This is a genomic window from Rhizobium sp. NPDC090275, assembly GCF_044772225.1.
Taxonomy (GTDB): domain Bacteria; phylum Pseudomonadota; class Alphaproteobacteria; order Rhizobiales; family Rhizobiaceae; genus Rhizobium.
The window spans coordinates 630225-644643 of record NZ_JBIVYL010000003.1; the positions used below are offsets into that span (position 1 = coordinate 630225).

Below are 14419 nucleotides of genomic sequence, written 5' to 3' on the forward strand. Positions count from 1 at the left end.
GGCCGCGTTTTGCCCTGCAGCCGATAATGCGACCTTAGCGGCATCTCTGCGAACTGCAATTAATATTTTTGTGAGGTAAATTTGCAACATTGGTGATGGCGGAGCCGGCGTTCGGCTCTGTATCGCTAACTATATGATTTAAAGCTAAAATTTGTGACCGATGGAAATGGCGGATCTTTGCGATCGGCATGCAACCAAAGGGCGGGCCCCTGCGTTTTAATGGAGACGTCGATCGACAAGGATTCTCCGGCCCAACTTTAATATTCTGTTAACCACCGTCTGTCTCAATCCGGGAAGCAGAACGCGCTTCTTGAGAGGGGCGCCATCATACGCATCACGGTATTGTTCACGATATGCCGTGAGAAAGGCGCGAATGACCCGATGCCGGCAAGCCCGGCCAAGGGTGCGCCGGTCCGCGCAGGCGGGCAGGGTGAGATCTGAGCTTCATCCGTCTCGGGCAGTGCAGGGAGACGACAATGGCAATAGTCATCGCATTGGCTGATCGTCTATCTCGGACGCCAGGCCGCAAGGAAAGATCATCAAGCGTGGAAGGATCGCCGCTCGAGGCGCAGATCCTGCTTTACACCGGCGTGCGCTACGAACGCCTGACCGACCCCGACAAGCCGGCGTCGGTTCGCCGCGCCTCGCGCTCGAAGACCAAGTAGTCCCGACGGCTCTAGTTGGAGGGAGCGAATTCCTCGCAACCGGCTTCCGACAGGAAGCTCTTGGCTGCCGCGTCGAAGCTTGTCTGCGGCGCCAGCGTTCTCAAAACCGCGTATCCGCCGGACCGCGTCGTTTCGACCAGGATCGTCCTCTGAAGCTCCTGCGGCAGCGACTTGCGCAATTCGGTCAACTGGATCGGGCTGCCGATCAATATATCCACCGCGCCGCCGACCGAGGTCCGGTCGTTCATGCTGAAAATCTCGTTCGACGCATCGTCGAACAGCGCGATCGACCAGAAGGGCACGTTGCCTCTGGCCGTGAACCGCACCGGGTTCTCCTCGATATCGAAGGAACAGACGGCGGTCCGCACGAAGGGATCGTCGTTGGAAAGCCCCGCCGTGTCCTCGGTACCCCCGAGCAGGTAGAACGTGTCGAGATCGCCTTCGGATGCGACGCGCGTCGCCGCATCCTTGCCGGTGAAATGCGGCAGCGACAGGATGATGACGAGATGCAGCAGGGCGGCACCGAAAAGGCCGGCCAGAAGCGCGAACAGGACCCTAAGCATTGCCGCACCCTGTCTTCTCAAGCTTCGGCATCGCCAGATCGATGACGCCGGAACTGCCTGCCGTCGGCGTGTCGAACAGCGTCAGAACCAGCTGAAACGTGCCGGCCGCCGGAAGCGCCAGCCAGTTGTTCGGCCGAGCCCGGGTCGAGATGTCGATGGTGAAGCTGCTGTCCGGCTGCCGCAGCACCGTCCACGAGTTGAGCGCACCCGGCAGCCCCGGCTGCAGCGAGGCAGGATTGCCCGAATTGTCCGATGTGAACAACGTCCAGATCCGCGCCGGCGGCGTCTGCCCGGTGATCCTGTAACTGCACCCCGCCTCCAGCCGATTGCCGGCGTCATCCACCTTGGCGGTGAACATCAACCCCTCGGCCGATCCATAAAGCAGCCGGCCTGCGCGCGCCCGGTGCGACTTCGCATAAGGATCGGCATTCTCCGTCTGCAACTCCGGAAACGCCTCCCACGCGCCAAGCTTGATGGCACCGAAGCCCGCGGTCGCATTCAGCGCATAAAGCGAAACGAGTATCCCGCCGCCGAAAGCGATTATCAGCGTCATCGCGATAAAGAGAGGAAATCGAAACACCGGTCGCCCTTGATAGCCAAATCAGTTGAAAGGGTTACCACTGATTCTGGCTGGGCGGAATGGTGGAGGGGGAAAAGGTGGGGTGGTTTGATCCGCGTTGATCAAGTCGTATAATGCAATCACAATTGTTGGAGCGCGCATCATGGCTTGTCAGGTCCTGCAAAGTCCCCATCCGGGAGAAATACTGCTGGAGGAGTTCTTGAAGCCACTGGAATTGAGCCAGAACGCACTGGCCCGCGCGCTTCAGGTCCCGCCGCGCCGCATCAACGAGATCGTTCTCGGCAAACGCAGCGTGACCGCAGATACCGACCTGCGTCTGGCGCGCTATTTCGGCCTGTCGGAAGGCTTCTTCCTCGGCCTGCAGGCCGATCACGATCTGATGCAGCGGCGCCGGGAAATCGACGAAGACCTTCAGGCCATCGCGCCAAGGGCAGCCTAGCCTGCCTCTGCGCTCGCCGCCGTCTGCCGAGCGGCAACCCCACCCTAGACGTCATGCTCGGTCTTGTGCCGAGCATCTGCCCGACGGTGCCTCTCGAGCGACGGTGGTGGACACTTGGCGCCCTAGCGTGCATCCGCACCGTTGCACTCTCGGAGGCGTGCTTAGATCCTCGGGACGAGCCCGAGGATGACGTCGCGTGTGGGGTTTTCACTGCGGAAACAAGAGGTTGCCGGTTGTCTTCATCCGCTGTGAGCGCCGACAGCAACCTCATCCTCGACGTCATGCTCGGTCTTGTGCCGAGCATCTGCCGACGGTGCCTCTCGGGCGACGGTAGTGGATACGTGGCGCCGTAGCGTGCATCCGCACCGTTGCACTCTCGGAGGCGTGCTTAGATCCTCGGGACTGGCCCGAGGATGACGTCGTGTGTGTGGTTTTCGCTGCGGAAACAAGCGGTTGACGGTTGTCTTCATCCGCTGTGAGCGCCGACGGCAACCCCATCCTCGACGTCATTCTCGGTCTTGTGCCAAGCATCTGCCGACAGTGCCTCTCGGGCGACGGTAGTGGACACTTGGCGCCGTAGCGTGCATCCGCACCGTTGCATTCCGGGAGGCGTGTTTAGATCCTCGGCATGTTGGCCGAGGATGACGTCGCGTGTGGGATCACTCCGCGCTCGCCACCTTCTGCGCCGCCAGCGGTGCCGCCGTCTTCAGCTCCTCGCCGATATCCTTCAGCAACTTCGTCGATTCCACCGAAAGCATCCGCGGCCGGACCAGCGGTGGCGGCGCGCCGGCGGCGGGTTTGGTGGCGGCGATGGTTTTGGGGGGCGGGGGCGCGGTGACGCCGGGTATGGCACGCAGGGTGATGCCCTGGTGGGCGTAGTCCATCAGGCGCTTGAAGGTCATGGCGGGCAGCGTGCCGCCGGTCATCTTGTTGGTCGAGGTATAGTCGTCGTTGCCGAACCAGACGGCGGTGGTGAAATTGCCGGTGAAGCCGATGAACCAGGCGTCGCGATAGGCCTGCGTCGTGCCGGTCTTGCCTGCCGTGAGGATGCCGTTGTCGAGGGCCGCGCGCCTTGCGGTGCCGACATAGGGCACGCGCGACAGCATCTGGTTCATGTAGGCGTCGGCCTGCTCGGAGAGCACGCGCTTGGCCGGCGGCTCGTCCTTGTCGAAATCGTAGAGAACGTCGCCGCCGTAATCGAGGATCTGGGTGATGCCGTGGCGTCGCGACTGGTAGCCGCCGGCCGGGAAGACCGCATAGGCGGTCGCCTGGTCCATGACGGTGACTTCCGAGGTGCCGATCGGGATCGTCACGTCGTTTCGAACCGGCGATTCCACGCCGAGATTGGTGGCCATGGCCCGGATCGGCGCGATGCCGAACTTCTCCTTGGCGAGACGGACCGGGATGGTGTTGATCGACTGCGCCACCGCGGTCGCGATCGTGATGCGGCCGGCATAGCGGTTTTCGTAATTGTGCGGGCTCCAGTTGCCCCAGGAGATCGGCGCGTCGACGACGATGCTGTCGGGGGTCATGCCGTTCTCCATGGCCACCGAATAGGTGTAGACCTTGAAGGAGGAGCCCGGCTGGCGCAGCGCCTTGGTGGCGCGGTTGAACTGGCTCTCGCCGTAATCGCGCCCGCCCACCATGGCGCGCACGGCGCCGCCGTTTTCGATCATCACCATCGCGCCCTGCTTGGCGTGATAGCTCTCGCCATACTCGCGCAGCGACGTTTCCATCGAATCCTCGGCCGCGTGCTGCAGGCCCATGTCGACGGTGGTGCGCACGATCAGCGAATGCTGGTGGAAGCGCGGCGAAAGCCGCATGGTTTCGTCGAAGGCCCAGTCGAGGAAGAAGTCGGGCGATTCCACCTGGTTGCGGTCGACGACGGTGGCCGGGCTGCGACGTGCCGCGATCACCTGGCCCTCGGTCATCATGCCGCTCTGCACGAGGTTGGTGAGAACCTCGTTGGCGCGGCCGCGGGCAGCCGGCAGGTTGACGTGCGGGGCGTATTTCGCCGGCGCCTTGAAGAGGCCGGCGAGCATGGCGGATTCGGCCAGGTTCACATCGGTGATGTTCTTGCCGAAATAGAACTGCGCCGCCGCCGCCGCCCCAAACGTGCCGCCGCCCATATAGGCGCGGTCGAGATAGGTGGAGAGGATTTCCTTCTTCGACAGATTGGCCTCGAGCCAGAGCGCCAAGAAGGCCTCGGTGATCTTGCGGTCGATCGATCGCTCGTTGGAGAGGAACAGGTTCTTGGCGAGCTGCTGCGTCAGCGTCGAGCCGCCCTGAACCACGCCGCCGGCCTGCGCATTGGTGACGATGGCGCGGAAGAGGCCGATCACGTCGATGCCGAAGTGGCTGAAAAAGCGACGGTCTTCGGTCGCCAGCACCGATTTGATCAGGCTGTCCGGCAGCTCGTCGATCGGCACGGAATTCTGGTGGATGACGCCGCGATGGCCGATCACGTTGCCGTAACGGTCGAGAAAGGTGACGGCATAATCGCCGCGATTGCGCCAATCTTCCTTGGTAGCTTCGAATGCGGGCTGGGCAAGGGCAAGCATCAAGACGGCACCGACCGAACCCCATGTCAGGCCTTCGCCGGCGAGTTCGAACACGACGCGCTTCCAGCCGCGAACGCGGAAGCGGCGGAAGAAGATGGTGATGTCTTCCCAGATTTCGGCGGAACGGAAACCGGCGTTCCAGATCGTGGAATCGATCCAGGAATCGATCTTCAGCAGCAAGTGGCGTTTCTTGTGCGGCTGCTTTTCTGGATTGTCCGGATCCGTCACGTCTTATATTCCCGCCCGATCAGTCAGTTCGACGTCTGGTAGCCTGAGGTCGAACTATGGCAAATCTGCCGCTCGCATCCGGGGTAACCGGCGCAGGGTGAATCTTTGGTTGATTTGCCACCGAAGAACAAGAGAAATGGAAAGCACTCACGCGATTTTGCGGGTGCTGTTGCAAGAACGGAATGATGGAAGAGCAACCCTTCTGGAAGCAAAAGACGCTGAACGAGATGACCAATGCCGAGTGGGAAAGCATCTGCGACGGCTGCGGTCTCTGTTGTCTCAACAAGCTCGAGGAGTGGGATAGCGGCGATATCTACTTCACCTCGATCCGCTGCAAACTGCTGGATAGTGAAAGCTGTCAGTGTTCGAGCTACCGCAATCGCTGGGACTTCGTGCCCGATTGCGTACAACTGACCAAGCAGAATGTCGACGAGATCCCCTGGCTGCCGCCGACCTGCGGCTACCGGCTGCTGAACGAAGGCCGCGACCTCTACTGGTGGCATCCGCTGGTATCCGGCGACCCGGAGACGGTGCACATCGCCGGCATTTCGGCGCGCGGCCGCACCATTGACGAGACGGGCATCGATGTCGACAATTACGAGGACTATGTCGTCGACTGGCCGCTGACGGTGGGCGACGATGCGCCGAAGACGCCGGATGAGGTGGGCAATCGCTGAGTGGATTCTGGCTGAATCGACTTATGGGGAAGGGATGACAACGAACTGTCTTTGCAGGGTTTTCGGCGCGGCGTTCTGCCAGGAGCGGCGCACCAGATCCTGCACCAGCGCGTCGCTCGCCAGCTGAAAGAACAGCCGCGTCGAGCCGCGCAGCCCCCAGCCGCCGGGAACCGCGATCGTCTCCTTCGGCGAGACCGCCAGCGTCATGTGCTGCTGCTCCGGCGTCAGCCTGACGACGCAATAATCCTGCTCCGGCATGGTGAGAAAAATCCTCGTCCGCACGCGAAAATCGCGTGTGCCGTGATGCGCGCTCTCGACCGCTTCGGGCAGGCTGAGCGCGAAGGATGCAAGCTCTTCGCGGGTCATGATTTTTATTTTAGCACAATAGAATATTGCGAGGCCAATCAGAAAAACTCACGCAGCCGCGCGCTGGTCTTCGGACGCGCTGTCCGGCCGCTCCAGCTCGGTTCTCGCAAGCGCCCGCTGCAGCGCCTCGATGCAGATAGGGTCATGCGCCTGGCCCGCACCTTCCCAGAGGATCGACAGCGCCTTGGAGATCGGCAGGGCGGCGCGATAGGGGCGGTCGGCGGTGAGCGCGTCGAACACGTCGGCGGTCGAGACAATCCTCACTTCCATCGGGATTTCATCGGCCATCAGGCCGCGCGGATAGCCCTTGCCATCCAGTCGCTCGTGATGGGCGCCACCGATGCGGGCGAGGTCGGAGAAGGCGCCGATGTGGGAGAGGATCATCTCGGAGAATTCGGCATGGCGCTTCATCTGGCCCCATTCCTCGTCGTCGAGCTTGCCCGGCTTGTCGAGCACGCTGTTGCTGACGCCGAGCTTGCCGATATCGTGCAGCAGGGCGGCGCGGCGCAACAGCCGGCGGCCCTTTTCGTCGATCTCCATCTCCTCGGCGATCAGGTCGGTAAACAGCGCCACGCGGTCGCTATGGCCCGACGTATAGGGGCTCTTGGCGTCGATGACGCGGGCGAAAGCGGCAGCGATATCATCGAGATAATCGTCATCGGCCATGATCGCCTGCTGGCCGGGCTCGCTGTCGAGCACGATGGCTTCCAGCGCCTCGGAGCGCAGCGTCTGCCAGAAGGTGTCGCGGCCGGCGATGCGGATGAAGGCGGCGGCAAGCGCGGGGTCGAACCAGCTGCCGGCGCGCTTTTCAATCTCGGCGATGGCGGCCTGCGGCCCGGCACTCATCTGGAAGATATCGGCCACCTGCGAGATGAGCGCGATGCGCGAATAGAGCGGGATGTCCTCGCCTGATATCCCGAGCGGCTTGCCGCCGCCGTTCCAGTGTTCGTCGAGGCTGAGCACACCATCGGCCACGCCTTCCGAGAAGCGCATCTGTCTGGCGATCTCGGCGCCGCGCTGGCAGCGGGTCTGGATCAGGTCGGTGGCGATGCGCCCGCCATTCTGCAGGATGTTGACGATCCCGCGAAAGCGCTCGGCAAGGCCGGCCTGCATGCCGGTATGCGAAAGCACGAAGCGCAGCACCTGGCTGAGGCTGCCGTCGACCAATTTGAAGTCGCGCTTGAAGGAAAGATCGTCGGCCATGTAAAGCTCGCAGATCCGCGCCGCATTGCTGCTGCAGCCGAGATCCTTGAGGAGCAGCGTGTAATAAAGCTCCTGCAGCGCTTCATCCGCCATGCCGATCTCGCGGCCGATATGGGTGCCGATATAGCAGGCGCGGATGCAATGGCCGGGCGGCTGGCCCTCCGTGAGGTCGAGCGCCTTGCTCAACGCCTCGATAATCTCCGCTAGTCGTATCTGGATGGCCTGCATGTCGATCGCCCCTTGCTGCGATCCGTTCTAGCCGTGGCTTTCTTGAGGATTCATTGAAATAGCCAGGAGAAAGACCAGAAAACCCATATTTATCAATAGATTAGACATAGATAAATTGCAATTCGACGGGGAAGTGCAGGAGGATTTTCCGACAATAGGAAAATAATCCTTGATGGCGTAACGGTGCTTTGATAGGGTTATGGCATAGTCGGAAAGTTGCGGGCAGGACGCGGCGAGGGGCACGGTCTCCTGGCCGATCTATCATTGCTGCCGGCACCGCCGCTTCTCCACGCAACGCCTGTTGCAACGGGATTTCCCCATGACCGATATCGACGATTTCGCGCCGGAGCTGTTTGGCCTCTGGCCGGCTCACCATGCTCCCCAATACCAGGCTTATGACGGCGATCCCGCCCAGGCTCTCGACGCGGACAGGGCAAAGGTGGTGGCCGAGGCATGTATGCTCGAGACCAAGTCCGCAGCATCGCCGGCCGAAGAGCTGCGGGTGCTCCTGAACGAGATGACGGCCGAGATGCGCGAGCAGTTTTCGGCCTTTCGTGATCTGCGAAGGGCGGCCGAGCAGGCGGCTTCCAGCGGTGGCGACGATGCTGCCGCCAAGCTGGCCCGCGCCGATTTGAAGGCCGCGACCGATGCCATGTCGCTGATCGTCCGCACGCTGGAGAAGATCGACCAGCTGCAGCGCCAGTTTGCCCGCGACCGCGAGCAGGCGGCCGAGGAAAGCGAAGCGGCGAGGGGGCTCGACCATGTCAAAGCGAAATTCCTCGCACGCATCGAAGAGCGAGCCGAAGCCCGCGCCCGACAATTGCTGGCCGAATGGCAGCGCGACGGCGCTCCCCCAAACATTGACGACGGACCAGCGCTCGCCAGCCGCGAAGCCGAACCGGGTTGAGCGACGCGTCGCGGACGCCAATACGGGCAAGGTCGCTGGCGCCTTGCTGGGCTACAGTCATAAAATGGATGCGATCGTGGCGAAACGGGCTGATGACCGCGCGGTAATCCTGGGTGCCGGCAGGCCCGCCGCCGCGTTGATCGGGGCGATGTCGCAACCGGATAACGGGACGGTGGCAGCGGCGGTTTCCAATGAGGCGCCGGTGGTTGACGCTGTGACGAACGGTGTGCACCGGCCCGCCACGGCCAACGCCGATGCCGAAGCTGGCGCCGTTGCCGATACCGGCGAACCCAATCTCTCGCTGGCCGACATGCTCGATCTTTCCGCCGAGGACCTGGCGGAACGGCTGAAACTCTGGCCCTCGCTCGGCAATCTCTGGGCCTTCACCGGCCGCGACGAACAGCAGCCACCGCCGGGAGACTGGCGCACATGGCTTATCATGGGCGGGCGCGGCTCGGGCAAGACGCGGGCGGGGGCCGAATGGGTGCATGCGATTGCCAGCGCCGGTCGCTCCTCGGATCTGCGCATCGCGCTGATTGCCGAGACGCTGGGCGATGCCCGCGAGGTGATGATCGACGGCATCTCGGGCATCATGCGGATCGCCCGCAGCCGTCGTCCCGAATTCGAGATCTCCCGCCGCCGGCTGGTCTGGCCGAACGGCGCGGTGGCGCAGATATTCTCCTCGGAAGATCCCGAAAGCTTGCGCGGGCCGCAGTTTCATTTCGCCTGGAGCGACGAGCTCGCCAAGTGGAAGCATGGGCAGGAGACCTGGGACATGCTGCAGTTTGGCCTGCGGCTCGGCTCAGCGCCGCGCCAACTGGTGACGACGACGCCGCGCCCGGTGCCGCTGTTGAAGGCGCTGATATCCGACCCGACGACGCTGACGACGCGTATCAGCACCCGCGCCAATGCCCAAAACCTGGCGCCCGGCTTCATCGACGCGCTCGCCAACCGCTATGGCGGCACGCGGCTGGGGCGGCAGGAGCTGGATGGCGAGCTGATCGAGGATCGCGAGGATGCGCTCTGGCGCCGCGAGATGTTCGATGCCGTGACGATCCGCCTTTCCGGCGATCTCCGCCGCATCGTCGTGGCGGTCGATCCGCCGGCGGCGGCAGGGGCGAATTCCTGCTGCGGCATCGTTGTCGCCGGGCTGGATGCGAGCGGCCGTGCGGTGGTGCTGGCCGATTGCTCGGTGGAGGGCGCAAGCCCGGCGGGCTGGGCGGGTGCGGTGGCGAAAGCCTATCGCCGCTTCGCCGCCGACCGCGTCGTGGCCGAGATCAACCAGGGCGGCGACATGGTCACCGCGATGCTGAAAAGTATCGACGAGACGCTGCCGGTGACGACGGTGCGCGCCACGCGCGGCAAATTCCTGCGCGCTGAACCGGTCGCCGCACTCTACGAGCAGGGGCGTGTCGCCCATGCCGGACGCTTCATGGCGCTGGAAGATCAGATGTGTGATTTCGGCCCGGACGGATTATCCCAGGGCCGCTCGCCCGACCGGCTGGATGCGCTGGTCTGGGCGCTGACGGCTTTGATGCTTGAGGGCGGCGGGGAGCCGCGTGTGCGGGGTATTTGAAGCCTTGCGGCTGTAACTGCCGCTCCGGGAGAGGGTGGCCGTGAGGGGGTGTTTGACACCCCCAGGCACTTGCGCTTAACGCTGCTGTTGCTGCGTCGCCGGACGTTGTGCCTGCGGCACGGGGCGAACCTGACGCCACTCGCTTTCGAGTTGGTCCGTCACGTGCTGGGGAATGATCGGCTGATTGCTGTGAACGGGCTGCGTCATGCGGTCCTCCGAAGACGAATTGAATGATGGATCATCACTGCCATGCGCCAAACGGTCTGTAAATCAGGGCCTTAAACGCTTTAAACGATTAAAATAAATTTAATCGATTAAGGACATCAAGTCCTCATCAGCTTTTAGGATTACACGCTATGGTTATCCACATCGACAGGCGGTTTTTCTTCGACACGGTGCGCGAGGCGCTGTTCAAGGGCACGCTTTCGGCCCCGCAGGTCGAGGGCATGACGGCGATTCTGAATTTCTGGGAAGAGCGCATGGCCGACGCCGATCCGCGCTGGCTGGCTTATATTCTGGCGACCGCCTTCCACGAGACGGCCTACACCATGCAGCCCGTGCGCGAGACGCTGGCGACGACCGATGCGCGCGCCGTCGAGATCTTGGAAAATGCATTCGCGAGCGGCAAGCTCTCGTGGGTGAAGACGCCCTATTGGCGGCCCGACGAGGACGGCAAGAGCTGGCTTGGCCGCGGCTTGGTGCAGCTCACCCACAAGCGCAATTACGAGGCGATGAGCGCGCTTACGGGCATCGATCTCGTCGCCGAGCCAGACCGGGCGATGGAGATGGGACCGGCGGTGTCGATCCTAATCGAGGGCATGGTTCAGGGCAGCTTCTCGAAGCACAAGCTCGCCGACCATCTGAACGCGACGAATGACGACTGGATCAACGCCCGCCGCATCGTCAACGGCACCGACCGTGCCGAGAAACTGGCCGGCTTCGGCAAGACCTTCCTTGCCGCCATTCGCCCTGAGCGCCCCTCCGGCTGGTTCGCCCGGTTGAAGCAGTGGCTTTGCCGTGGTATCGCCCGGCTTACGGGCTGAGCCCAATCAGACATACAGGAGTTCCGCGTGATCCGTCACATCGTCTTCTTCACGGCGCCGATCGAAAACATGGACAAGGTCCGCGAGGGCCTGTCGATCCTGACGGCCATACCGCACGCGCGGTTGCTCGAGATCGGCACCAACGTGAAGACGGACCAGTTCGGCACCGAGGTTGATCTTATCGTCTACGGCGAGTTCGACGACGAGGCGGCGCTGGCCGCCTACAAGGCGCATCCGAACTACGATCTCTCCACCAGCCTCGTCCGCCCCATCCGCGAGATGCGCATCGCGGCCGATTACGAGAGTGATCTGGCGGTGAAGCAGCCGCTGGGGTGATTGGGGCTTAGCTGCTCGTGCCTGTGCTTCGCCAACGAGGCGGCCTTGGAAATTGGATTGTTGCTAACAAGAACTGCCTGTAAAATCATTGCGACTGGAATTCAGTTGCGATGATGGGCGATCAATCGTGTCAACCAGATACGCAACTATCTGACCGACGGGAAAGATCTATGAAGCCGATCACTTACAAGGGCTATCAGGCGTCGGTCGAGCGTCAGGATGGCACGCTGTTCATCAAGATACTGCATACCGACGATCTCCCGCTGGCAGAGTGCGAGAATTCGAGGCTCGTGGAAGCGGCCGCGCGGGCACTGATCGACGACTACATCCAAACCCGCATTGATCTCGCTGCCTGATCTTCGCAGCTGACGCTCTCGGACGTCACAAACGCACCGGTTGCCGCCGCGTGCATATTTCCGGTTTTAATTCAACCTGAAGTCGGATATTCCCATTGAGTTGGGAAAGCACACGTTTCAGGAGATAAAATTGAAGATCATGGTGATGACGGCGGCGCTGCTGCTTTCGGGGGCGGGCTTGGCCGAGGCGGCTTCCTGCGAGGCGAATTTCAAGGTGTCGGGCGTGCCGATGGTGACGGCACTGAGCTACAAGACGTGGCAGGAGTTTCCGAAGGCGAAATCCGCAGCCGTCTTGAAAAACCTCGCCCAGGCGGTCGCCGCCGAGGGCTTCTCCGGCATCAAGGTGAACAAGGAACTCTCCTCGGTGGACGCCTTCCAGGAAACAACAGGCAGCGGCCGCATCCAGACCCTGCGCGTCGTTGCCCGCCAGAAGGGTGCCGGCGTACGCGTCGATGCCGTCTTCGATATCCAGGCAGGCCAGCTGACCACCAAGGAAGTGGTGCGCACCGGGCTTTGCAACATCATCGGCTCGGCGCTCTGATGCTGGACTGAGCCTGTAACATTCACTGCGCAGGCAACCATTCATGTGCGGAGGCCGGGCGTTGTCCGGCCTCCTGTCGTTTGGGTTTATTCTTCGCCGCCGTCGTCGCCGCCGCTGTCATCGGCGCCGTCGTCACTTGCGTCATCGGAGCTCTCGTCGCTCGCCTCTTCGCTCGTTTCCTCTTCGCTGGAGCTCTCCTCCTGCGTCATGGCTTCCTCGACGGTGGTCTCCTCGCTCTCATAGGAGGATTCGATCGTCTGCGTTTCCTCCGACACATATTCGGAATAGGAGAACGACGTCTCGGACGTATCGCTTTCCCAGCTCGATACCTCGGTGATCGAGACGGTTTCGTTGTATTCTTCCTGTGTGATCACGGCGGCAACGGCAACCGGTGCGCCATCGCGCAGCACCGCGAGCGCGATATCGGACTTACCGGCCTTCAGGTCGCGGCTGACGGCGATATCGACATCGACGGGCTTGTGAACCTTGTGGCCATGCACTTCGGACAGCACGTCGCCCGGCTTGATGCCCTGTTTGTCGGCGACGCCGCCCTTCTTGACCGATAGCACGAGAACGCCGTGTTCGCCCTTGGCGAGCTTGAACTTCTTGATGACGGCCTTGTTAACGGGCAGCAGCAGCGCGTCGAGCGCTCTCGATATCTGCGGCGCGGGCAGGCCATGCGACGGCGGGGTCGCGGCGTGAGCGGCTGAATATCCTGAGATAGGCGAGGCAATATTGGCAATAACAAGCAATGCGCGCAGCGCGTTATAGACAGTCTTCAAAGGTTTTCTCCACCCGGGGCGCGCCGGCGGGGGTGCCGGTTCTGCGCCGGTGCAAGAAATAGCAGTCGAGCTTTAACATGATGCTAACTTATTAGCAGGTTGTGACGTGCGCTTCGGCAGCTTTGAGGCTGTCCACGTCGCCACCAAACGCAAACCAGGAAACCGGATCATGAACCTTCGATCTCTCCTGCCGTGGGGCTCCGCGGCGGGCCGCAATCCCGTGCCCGCCCGCCACGACGTCACCGAGCGCAAGGCCGCGGCCGGCTTCCTGTCGCTGACATCGGAGGGCAGGGCGAGTTGGACCGGCCGCTCCTACGCGGCCTTGTCGCGCGAGGGCTTCATGCGCAATCCGGTGGCGCATCGCTGCGTCAGGATGGTGTCGGAGGCAGCGGCCTCGGTGCCGCTGCTGCTCTACGAGCAGGACCGCGAACGGCCGGACCACCCGCTGCTTCATCTTCTGCGCCAGCCGAATGCCCGCATGAGCGGTCCCGATTTCTTCGAGGCGCTCTACGGCCATCTGCTGCTCTCGGGAAACGCCTATGTCGAGCCGGTCGAGATCGGCGCCACCCTGCGCGAGCTGCATCTGCTGCGGCCCGATCGCATCGGCATCGTCGAGGGCCGCGACGGCTGGCCGGAGGCCTATGACTATCGCGCCGGCGGCCTCGTCCGCCGCTTTGCCGTCGAGACCGAAGGGCTCGGCCTGCTGCACCTGAAGCTCTTCCATCCGCTCGACGATCATCTCGGCTTTCCGCCGCTGGCGGCCGCCCAGGTGGCGCTCGATCTCTCCAATGCGGCCGCCACCTGGAACAAGGCGCTGCTCGACAACTCCGCGCGCCCCTCCGGCGCGCTCGTCTACCAGCCCAAGGAGGGCGGCAACCTCTCGCCGGACCAGTATGAGCGGCTGAAGCAGGAGCTTGACGAAGGCTATTCCGGCCCGATGCGCGCCGGCCGGCCGCTGCTGCTCGAAGGCGGGCTCGACTGGAAATCCATGGGCCTTTCGCCCAAGGACATGGACTTCGTCGAGGCCCGCAATGGCGCTGCCCGCGACATCGCACTCGCCTTCGGCGTTCCCCCCATGCTGCTCGGCATCCCCGGCGACAACACCTACGCCAACTACCAGGAAGCCAACCGCGCCTTCTATAGGCTGACGGTTCTGCCCATGCTGACCCGCACGCTGGCGGCGCTGTCGACCTGGGCGGCGGCAGGCTATGGCGACGGGCTGCGGCTGGAGCCGGATCTCGACAAGGTCGCGGGTCTCTCGGCCGAGCGCGGTGAGCTCTGGAAGCGGGTGGGCGAGGCGGTGTTTCTGACGGATGAGGAGAAGCGGCAGGCGGTGGGGTATTGAGGGGGGAGTGTCTGGCCAAATGC

At 62.9% G+C, this 14419-nt stretch carries 17 protein-coding genes; 10 read left to right on the forward strand and 7 right to left on the reverse strand.

Features of this window, described 5'->3' with window-relative positions; translation table 11 throughout:
• The first annotated feature begins 476 nt into the window (after positions 1-476).
• Complete coding sequence (locus ACIQUB_RS11080) at positions 477-665, forward strand: hypothetical protein (RefSeq protein ID WP_111561004.1); 189 nt, start codon at positions 477-479, stop codon at positions 663-665.
• 11 nt (positions 666-676) lie between these two features.
• Here the strand turns inward: ACIQUB_RS11080 and ACIQUB_RS11085 are convergent, their stop codons facing one another.
• The gene (locus tag ACIQUB_RS11085) at positions 677-1228 is read right to left on the reverse strand and encodes a membrane protein (RefSeq protein WP_018898956.1); all 552 of its coding nucleotides are present in this window, start codon (positions 1226-1228) and stop codon (positions 677-679) included.
• The gene (locus tag ACIQUB_RS11090; RefSeq protein WP_026283084.1) at positions 1221-1808 is read right to left on the reverse strand and encodes a DUF1214 domain-containing protein; all 588 of its coding nucleotides are present in this window, start codon (positions 1806-1808) and stop codon (positions 1221-1223) included. Before ACIQUB_RS11090 ends, ACIQUB_RS11085 begins: the two co-directional genes overlap by 8 nt.
• Before the next feature lie 142 nt (positions 1809-1950).
• On the opposite strand from ACIQUB_RS11090, the gene ACIQUB_RS11095 reads away from it, so the two are divergent.
• A complete protein-coding gene (locus tag ACIQUB_RS11095; protein WP_113239714.1) occupies positions 1951-2247 on the forward strand; it encodes a HigA family addiction module antitoxin in 297 nt (98 codons plus the stop codon).
• 659 nt (positions 2248-2906) lie between these two features.
• Here the strand turns inward: ACIQUB_RS11095 and ACIQUB_RS11100 are convergent.
• Positions 2907-5036 (reverse strand): transglycosylase domain-containing protein, encoded by a 2130-nt coding sequence (locus tag ACIQUB_RS11100; RefSeq protein ID WP_402929410.1) that lies wholly within the window; start codon positions 5034-5036, stop codon positions 2907-2909.
• A gap of 185 nt (positions 5037-5221) precedes the next feature.
• Here ACIQUB_RS11100 and ACIQUB_RS11105 point away from each other — a divergent pair, with 185 nt between their 5' ends.
• Entirely contained in the window at positions 5222-5713 is a 492-nt protein-coding gene (locus ACIQUB_RS11105; protein WP_162737627.1) for a YcgN family cysteine cluster protein, read from the forward strand.
• Between the two features lie 21 nt (positions 5714-5734).
• On the opposite strand, the gene ACIQUB_RS11110 is transcribed toward ACIQUB_RS11105, so the two are convergent.
• The gene (locus tag ACIQUB_RS11110; protein ID WP_018898950.1) at positions 5735-6079 is read right to left on the reverse strand and encodes an MmcQ/YjbR family DNA-binding protein; all 345 of its coding nucleotides are present in this window, start codon (positions 6077-6079) and stop codon (positions 5735-5737) included.
• 48 nt (positions 6080-6127) lie between these two features.
• Positions 6128-7510: an HD domain-containing phosphohydrolase gene (locus ACIQUB_RS11115; RefSeq protein WP_113239771.1), complete on the reverse strand. Its 1383-nt coding sequence runs from the start codon at positions 7508-7510 to the stop codon at positions 6128-6130.
• Between the two features lie 319 nt (positions 7511-7829).
• Between ACIQUB_RS11115 and ACIQUB_RS11120 the strand changes: the two genes are divergently transcribed.
• Together ACIQUB_RS11120 and ACIQUB_RS11125 are read left to right on the forward strand one after the other, a co-directional pair.
• A complete protein-coding gene (locus tag ACIQUB_RS11120) occupies positions 7830-8417 on the forward strand; it encodes a hypothetical protein (RefSeq protein WP_402929411.1) in 588 nt (195 codons plus the stop codon).
• A 310-nt stretch (positions 8418-8727) separates the two neighbouring features.
• Entirely contained in the window at positions 8728-9993 is a 1266-nt protein-coding gene (locus tag ACIQUB_RS11125) for a DNA-packaging protein (RefSeq protein WP_402929480.1), read from the forward strand.
• A 75-nt stretch (positions 9994-10068) separates the two neighbouring features.
• Here the strand turns inward: ACIQUB_RS11125 and ACIQUB_RS11130 are convergent, their stop codons facing one another.
• Entirely contained in the window at positions 10069-10200 is a 132-nt protein-coding gene (locus ACIQUB_RS11130; protein ID WP_018898946.1) for a hypothetical protein, read from the reverse strand.
• 149 nt (positions 10201-10349) lie between these two features.
• On the opposite strand from ACIQUB_RS11130, the gene ACIQUB_RS11135 reads away from it, so the two are divergent.
• The 4 genes from ACIQUB_RS11135 (at position 10350) to ACIQUB_RS11150 (ending at position 12269) form a co-directional block, all read left to right on the forward strand.
• The gene (locus ACIQUB_RS11135) at positions 10350-11036 is read left to right on the forward strand and encodes a hypothetical protein (RefSeq protein WP_113239769.1); all 687 of its coding nucleotides are present in this window, start codon (positions 10350-10352) and stop codon (positions 11034-11036) included.
• Between the two features lie 27 nt (positions 11037-11063).
• Entirely contained in the window at positions 11064-11372 is a 309-nt protein-coding gene (locus ACIQUB_RS11140) for a Dabb family protein (RefSeq protein ID WP_112943737.1), read from the forward strand.
• 170 nt (positions 11373-11542) lie between these two features.
• Entirely contained in the window at positions 11543-11728 is a 186-nt protein-coding gene (locus tag ACIQUB_RS11145; protein ID WP_113239768.1) for a hypothetical protein, read from the forward strand.
• 139 nt (positions 11729-11867) lie between these two features.
• Positions 11868-12269: a hypothetical protein gene (locus ACIQUB_RS11150; protein ID WP_113239776.1), complete on the forward strand. Its 402-nt coding sequence runs from the start codon at positions 11868-11870 to the stop codon at positions 12267-12269.
• Between the two features lie 86 nt (positions 12270-12355).
• Here ACIQUB_RS11150 and ACIQUB_RS11155 read toward each other — a convergent pair whose 3' ends face one another.
• A complete protein-coding gene (locus tag ACIQUB_RS11155) occupies positions 12356-13051 on the reverse strand; it encodes a PDZ domain-containing protein (protein ID WP_113239767.1) in 696 nt (231 codons plus the stop codon).
• Between the two features lie 169 nt (positions 13052-13220).
• On the opposite strand from ACIQUB_RS11155, the gene ACIQUB_RS11160 reads away from it, so the two are divergent.
• Positions 13221-14396 (forward strand): phage portal protein, encoded by a 1176-nt coding sequence (locus ACIQUB_RS11160; protein ID WP_113239766.1) that lies wholly within the window; start codon positions 13221-13223, stop codon positions 14394-14396.
• Positions 14397-14419: the final 23 nt, after the last annotated feature.

Excerpts from the sequence above, each read along its gene's own strand:
- ACIQUB_RS11080 (WP_111561004.1), top strand. The coding sequence starts at position 477 with ATGGCAATAGTCATCGCATTGGCTGATCGTCTATCTCGGACGCCAGGC.
- ACIQUB_RS11110 (WP_018898950.1), bottom strand. The coding sequence starts at position 6,079 with ATGACCCGCGAAGAGCTTGCATCCTTCGCGCTCAGCCTGCCCGAAGCG.
- ACIQUB_RS11115 (WP_113239771.1), bottom strand. The coding sequence starts at position 7,510 with ATGCAGGCCATCCAGATACGACTAGCGGAGATTATCGAGGCGTTGAGC.
- ACIQUB_RS11150 (WP_113239776.1), top strand. The coding sequence starts at position 11,868 with ATGGTGATGACGGCGGCGCTGCTGCTTTCGGGGGCGGGCTTGGCCGAG.
- ACIQUB_RS11135 (WP_113239769.1), top strand. The coding sequence starts at position 10,350 with ATGGTTATCCACATCGACAGGCGGTTTTTCTTCGACACGGTGCGCGAG.
- ACIQUB_RS11095 (WP_113239714.1), top strand. The coding sequence starts at position 1,951 with ATGGCTTGTCAGGTCCTGCAAAGTCCCCATCCGGGAGAAATACTGCTG.
- ACIQUB_RS11160 (WP_113239766.1), top strand. The coding sequence starts at position 13,221 with ATGAACCTTCGATCTCTCCTGCCGTGGGGCTCCGCGGCGGGCCGCAAT.
- ACIQUB_RS11085 (WP_018898956.1), bottom strand. The coding sequence starts at position 1,228 with ATGCTTAGGGTCCTGTTCGCGCTTCTGGCCGGCCTTTTCGGTGCCGCC.
- ACIQUB_RS11130 (WP_018898946.1), bottom strand. The coding sequence starts at position 10,200 with ATGACGCAGCCCGTTCACAGCAATCAGCCGATCATTCCCCAGCACGTG.
- ACIQUB_RS11125 (WP_402929480.1), top strand. The coding sequence starts at position 8,728 with ATGCTCGATCTTTCCGCCGAGGACCTGGCGGAACGGCTGAAACTCTGG.
- ACIQUB_RS11145 (WP_113239768.1), top strand. The coding sequence starts at position 11,543 with ATGAAGCCGATCACTTACAAGGGCTATCAGGCGTCGGTCGAGCGTCAG.
- ACIQUB_RS11120 (WP_402929411.1), top strand. The coding sequence starts at position 7,830 with ATGACCGATATCGACGATTTCGCGCCGGAGCTGTTTGGCCTCTGGCCG.
- ACIQUB_RS11105 (WP_162737627.1), top strand. The coding sequence starts at position 5,222 with ATGGAAGAGCAACCCTTCTGGAAGCAAAAGACGCTGAACGAGATGACC.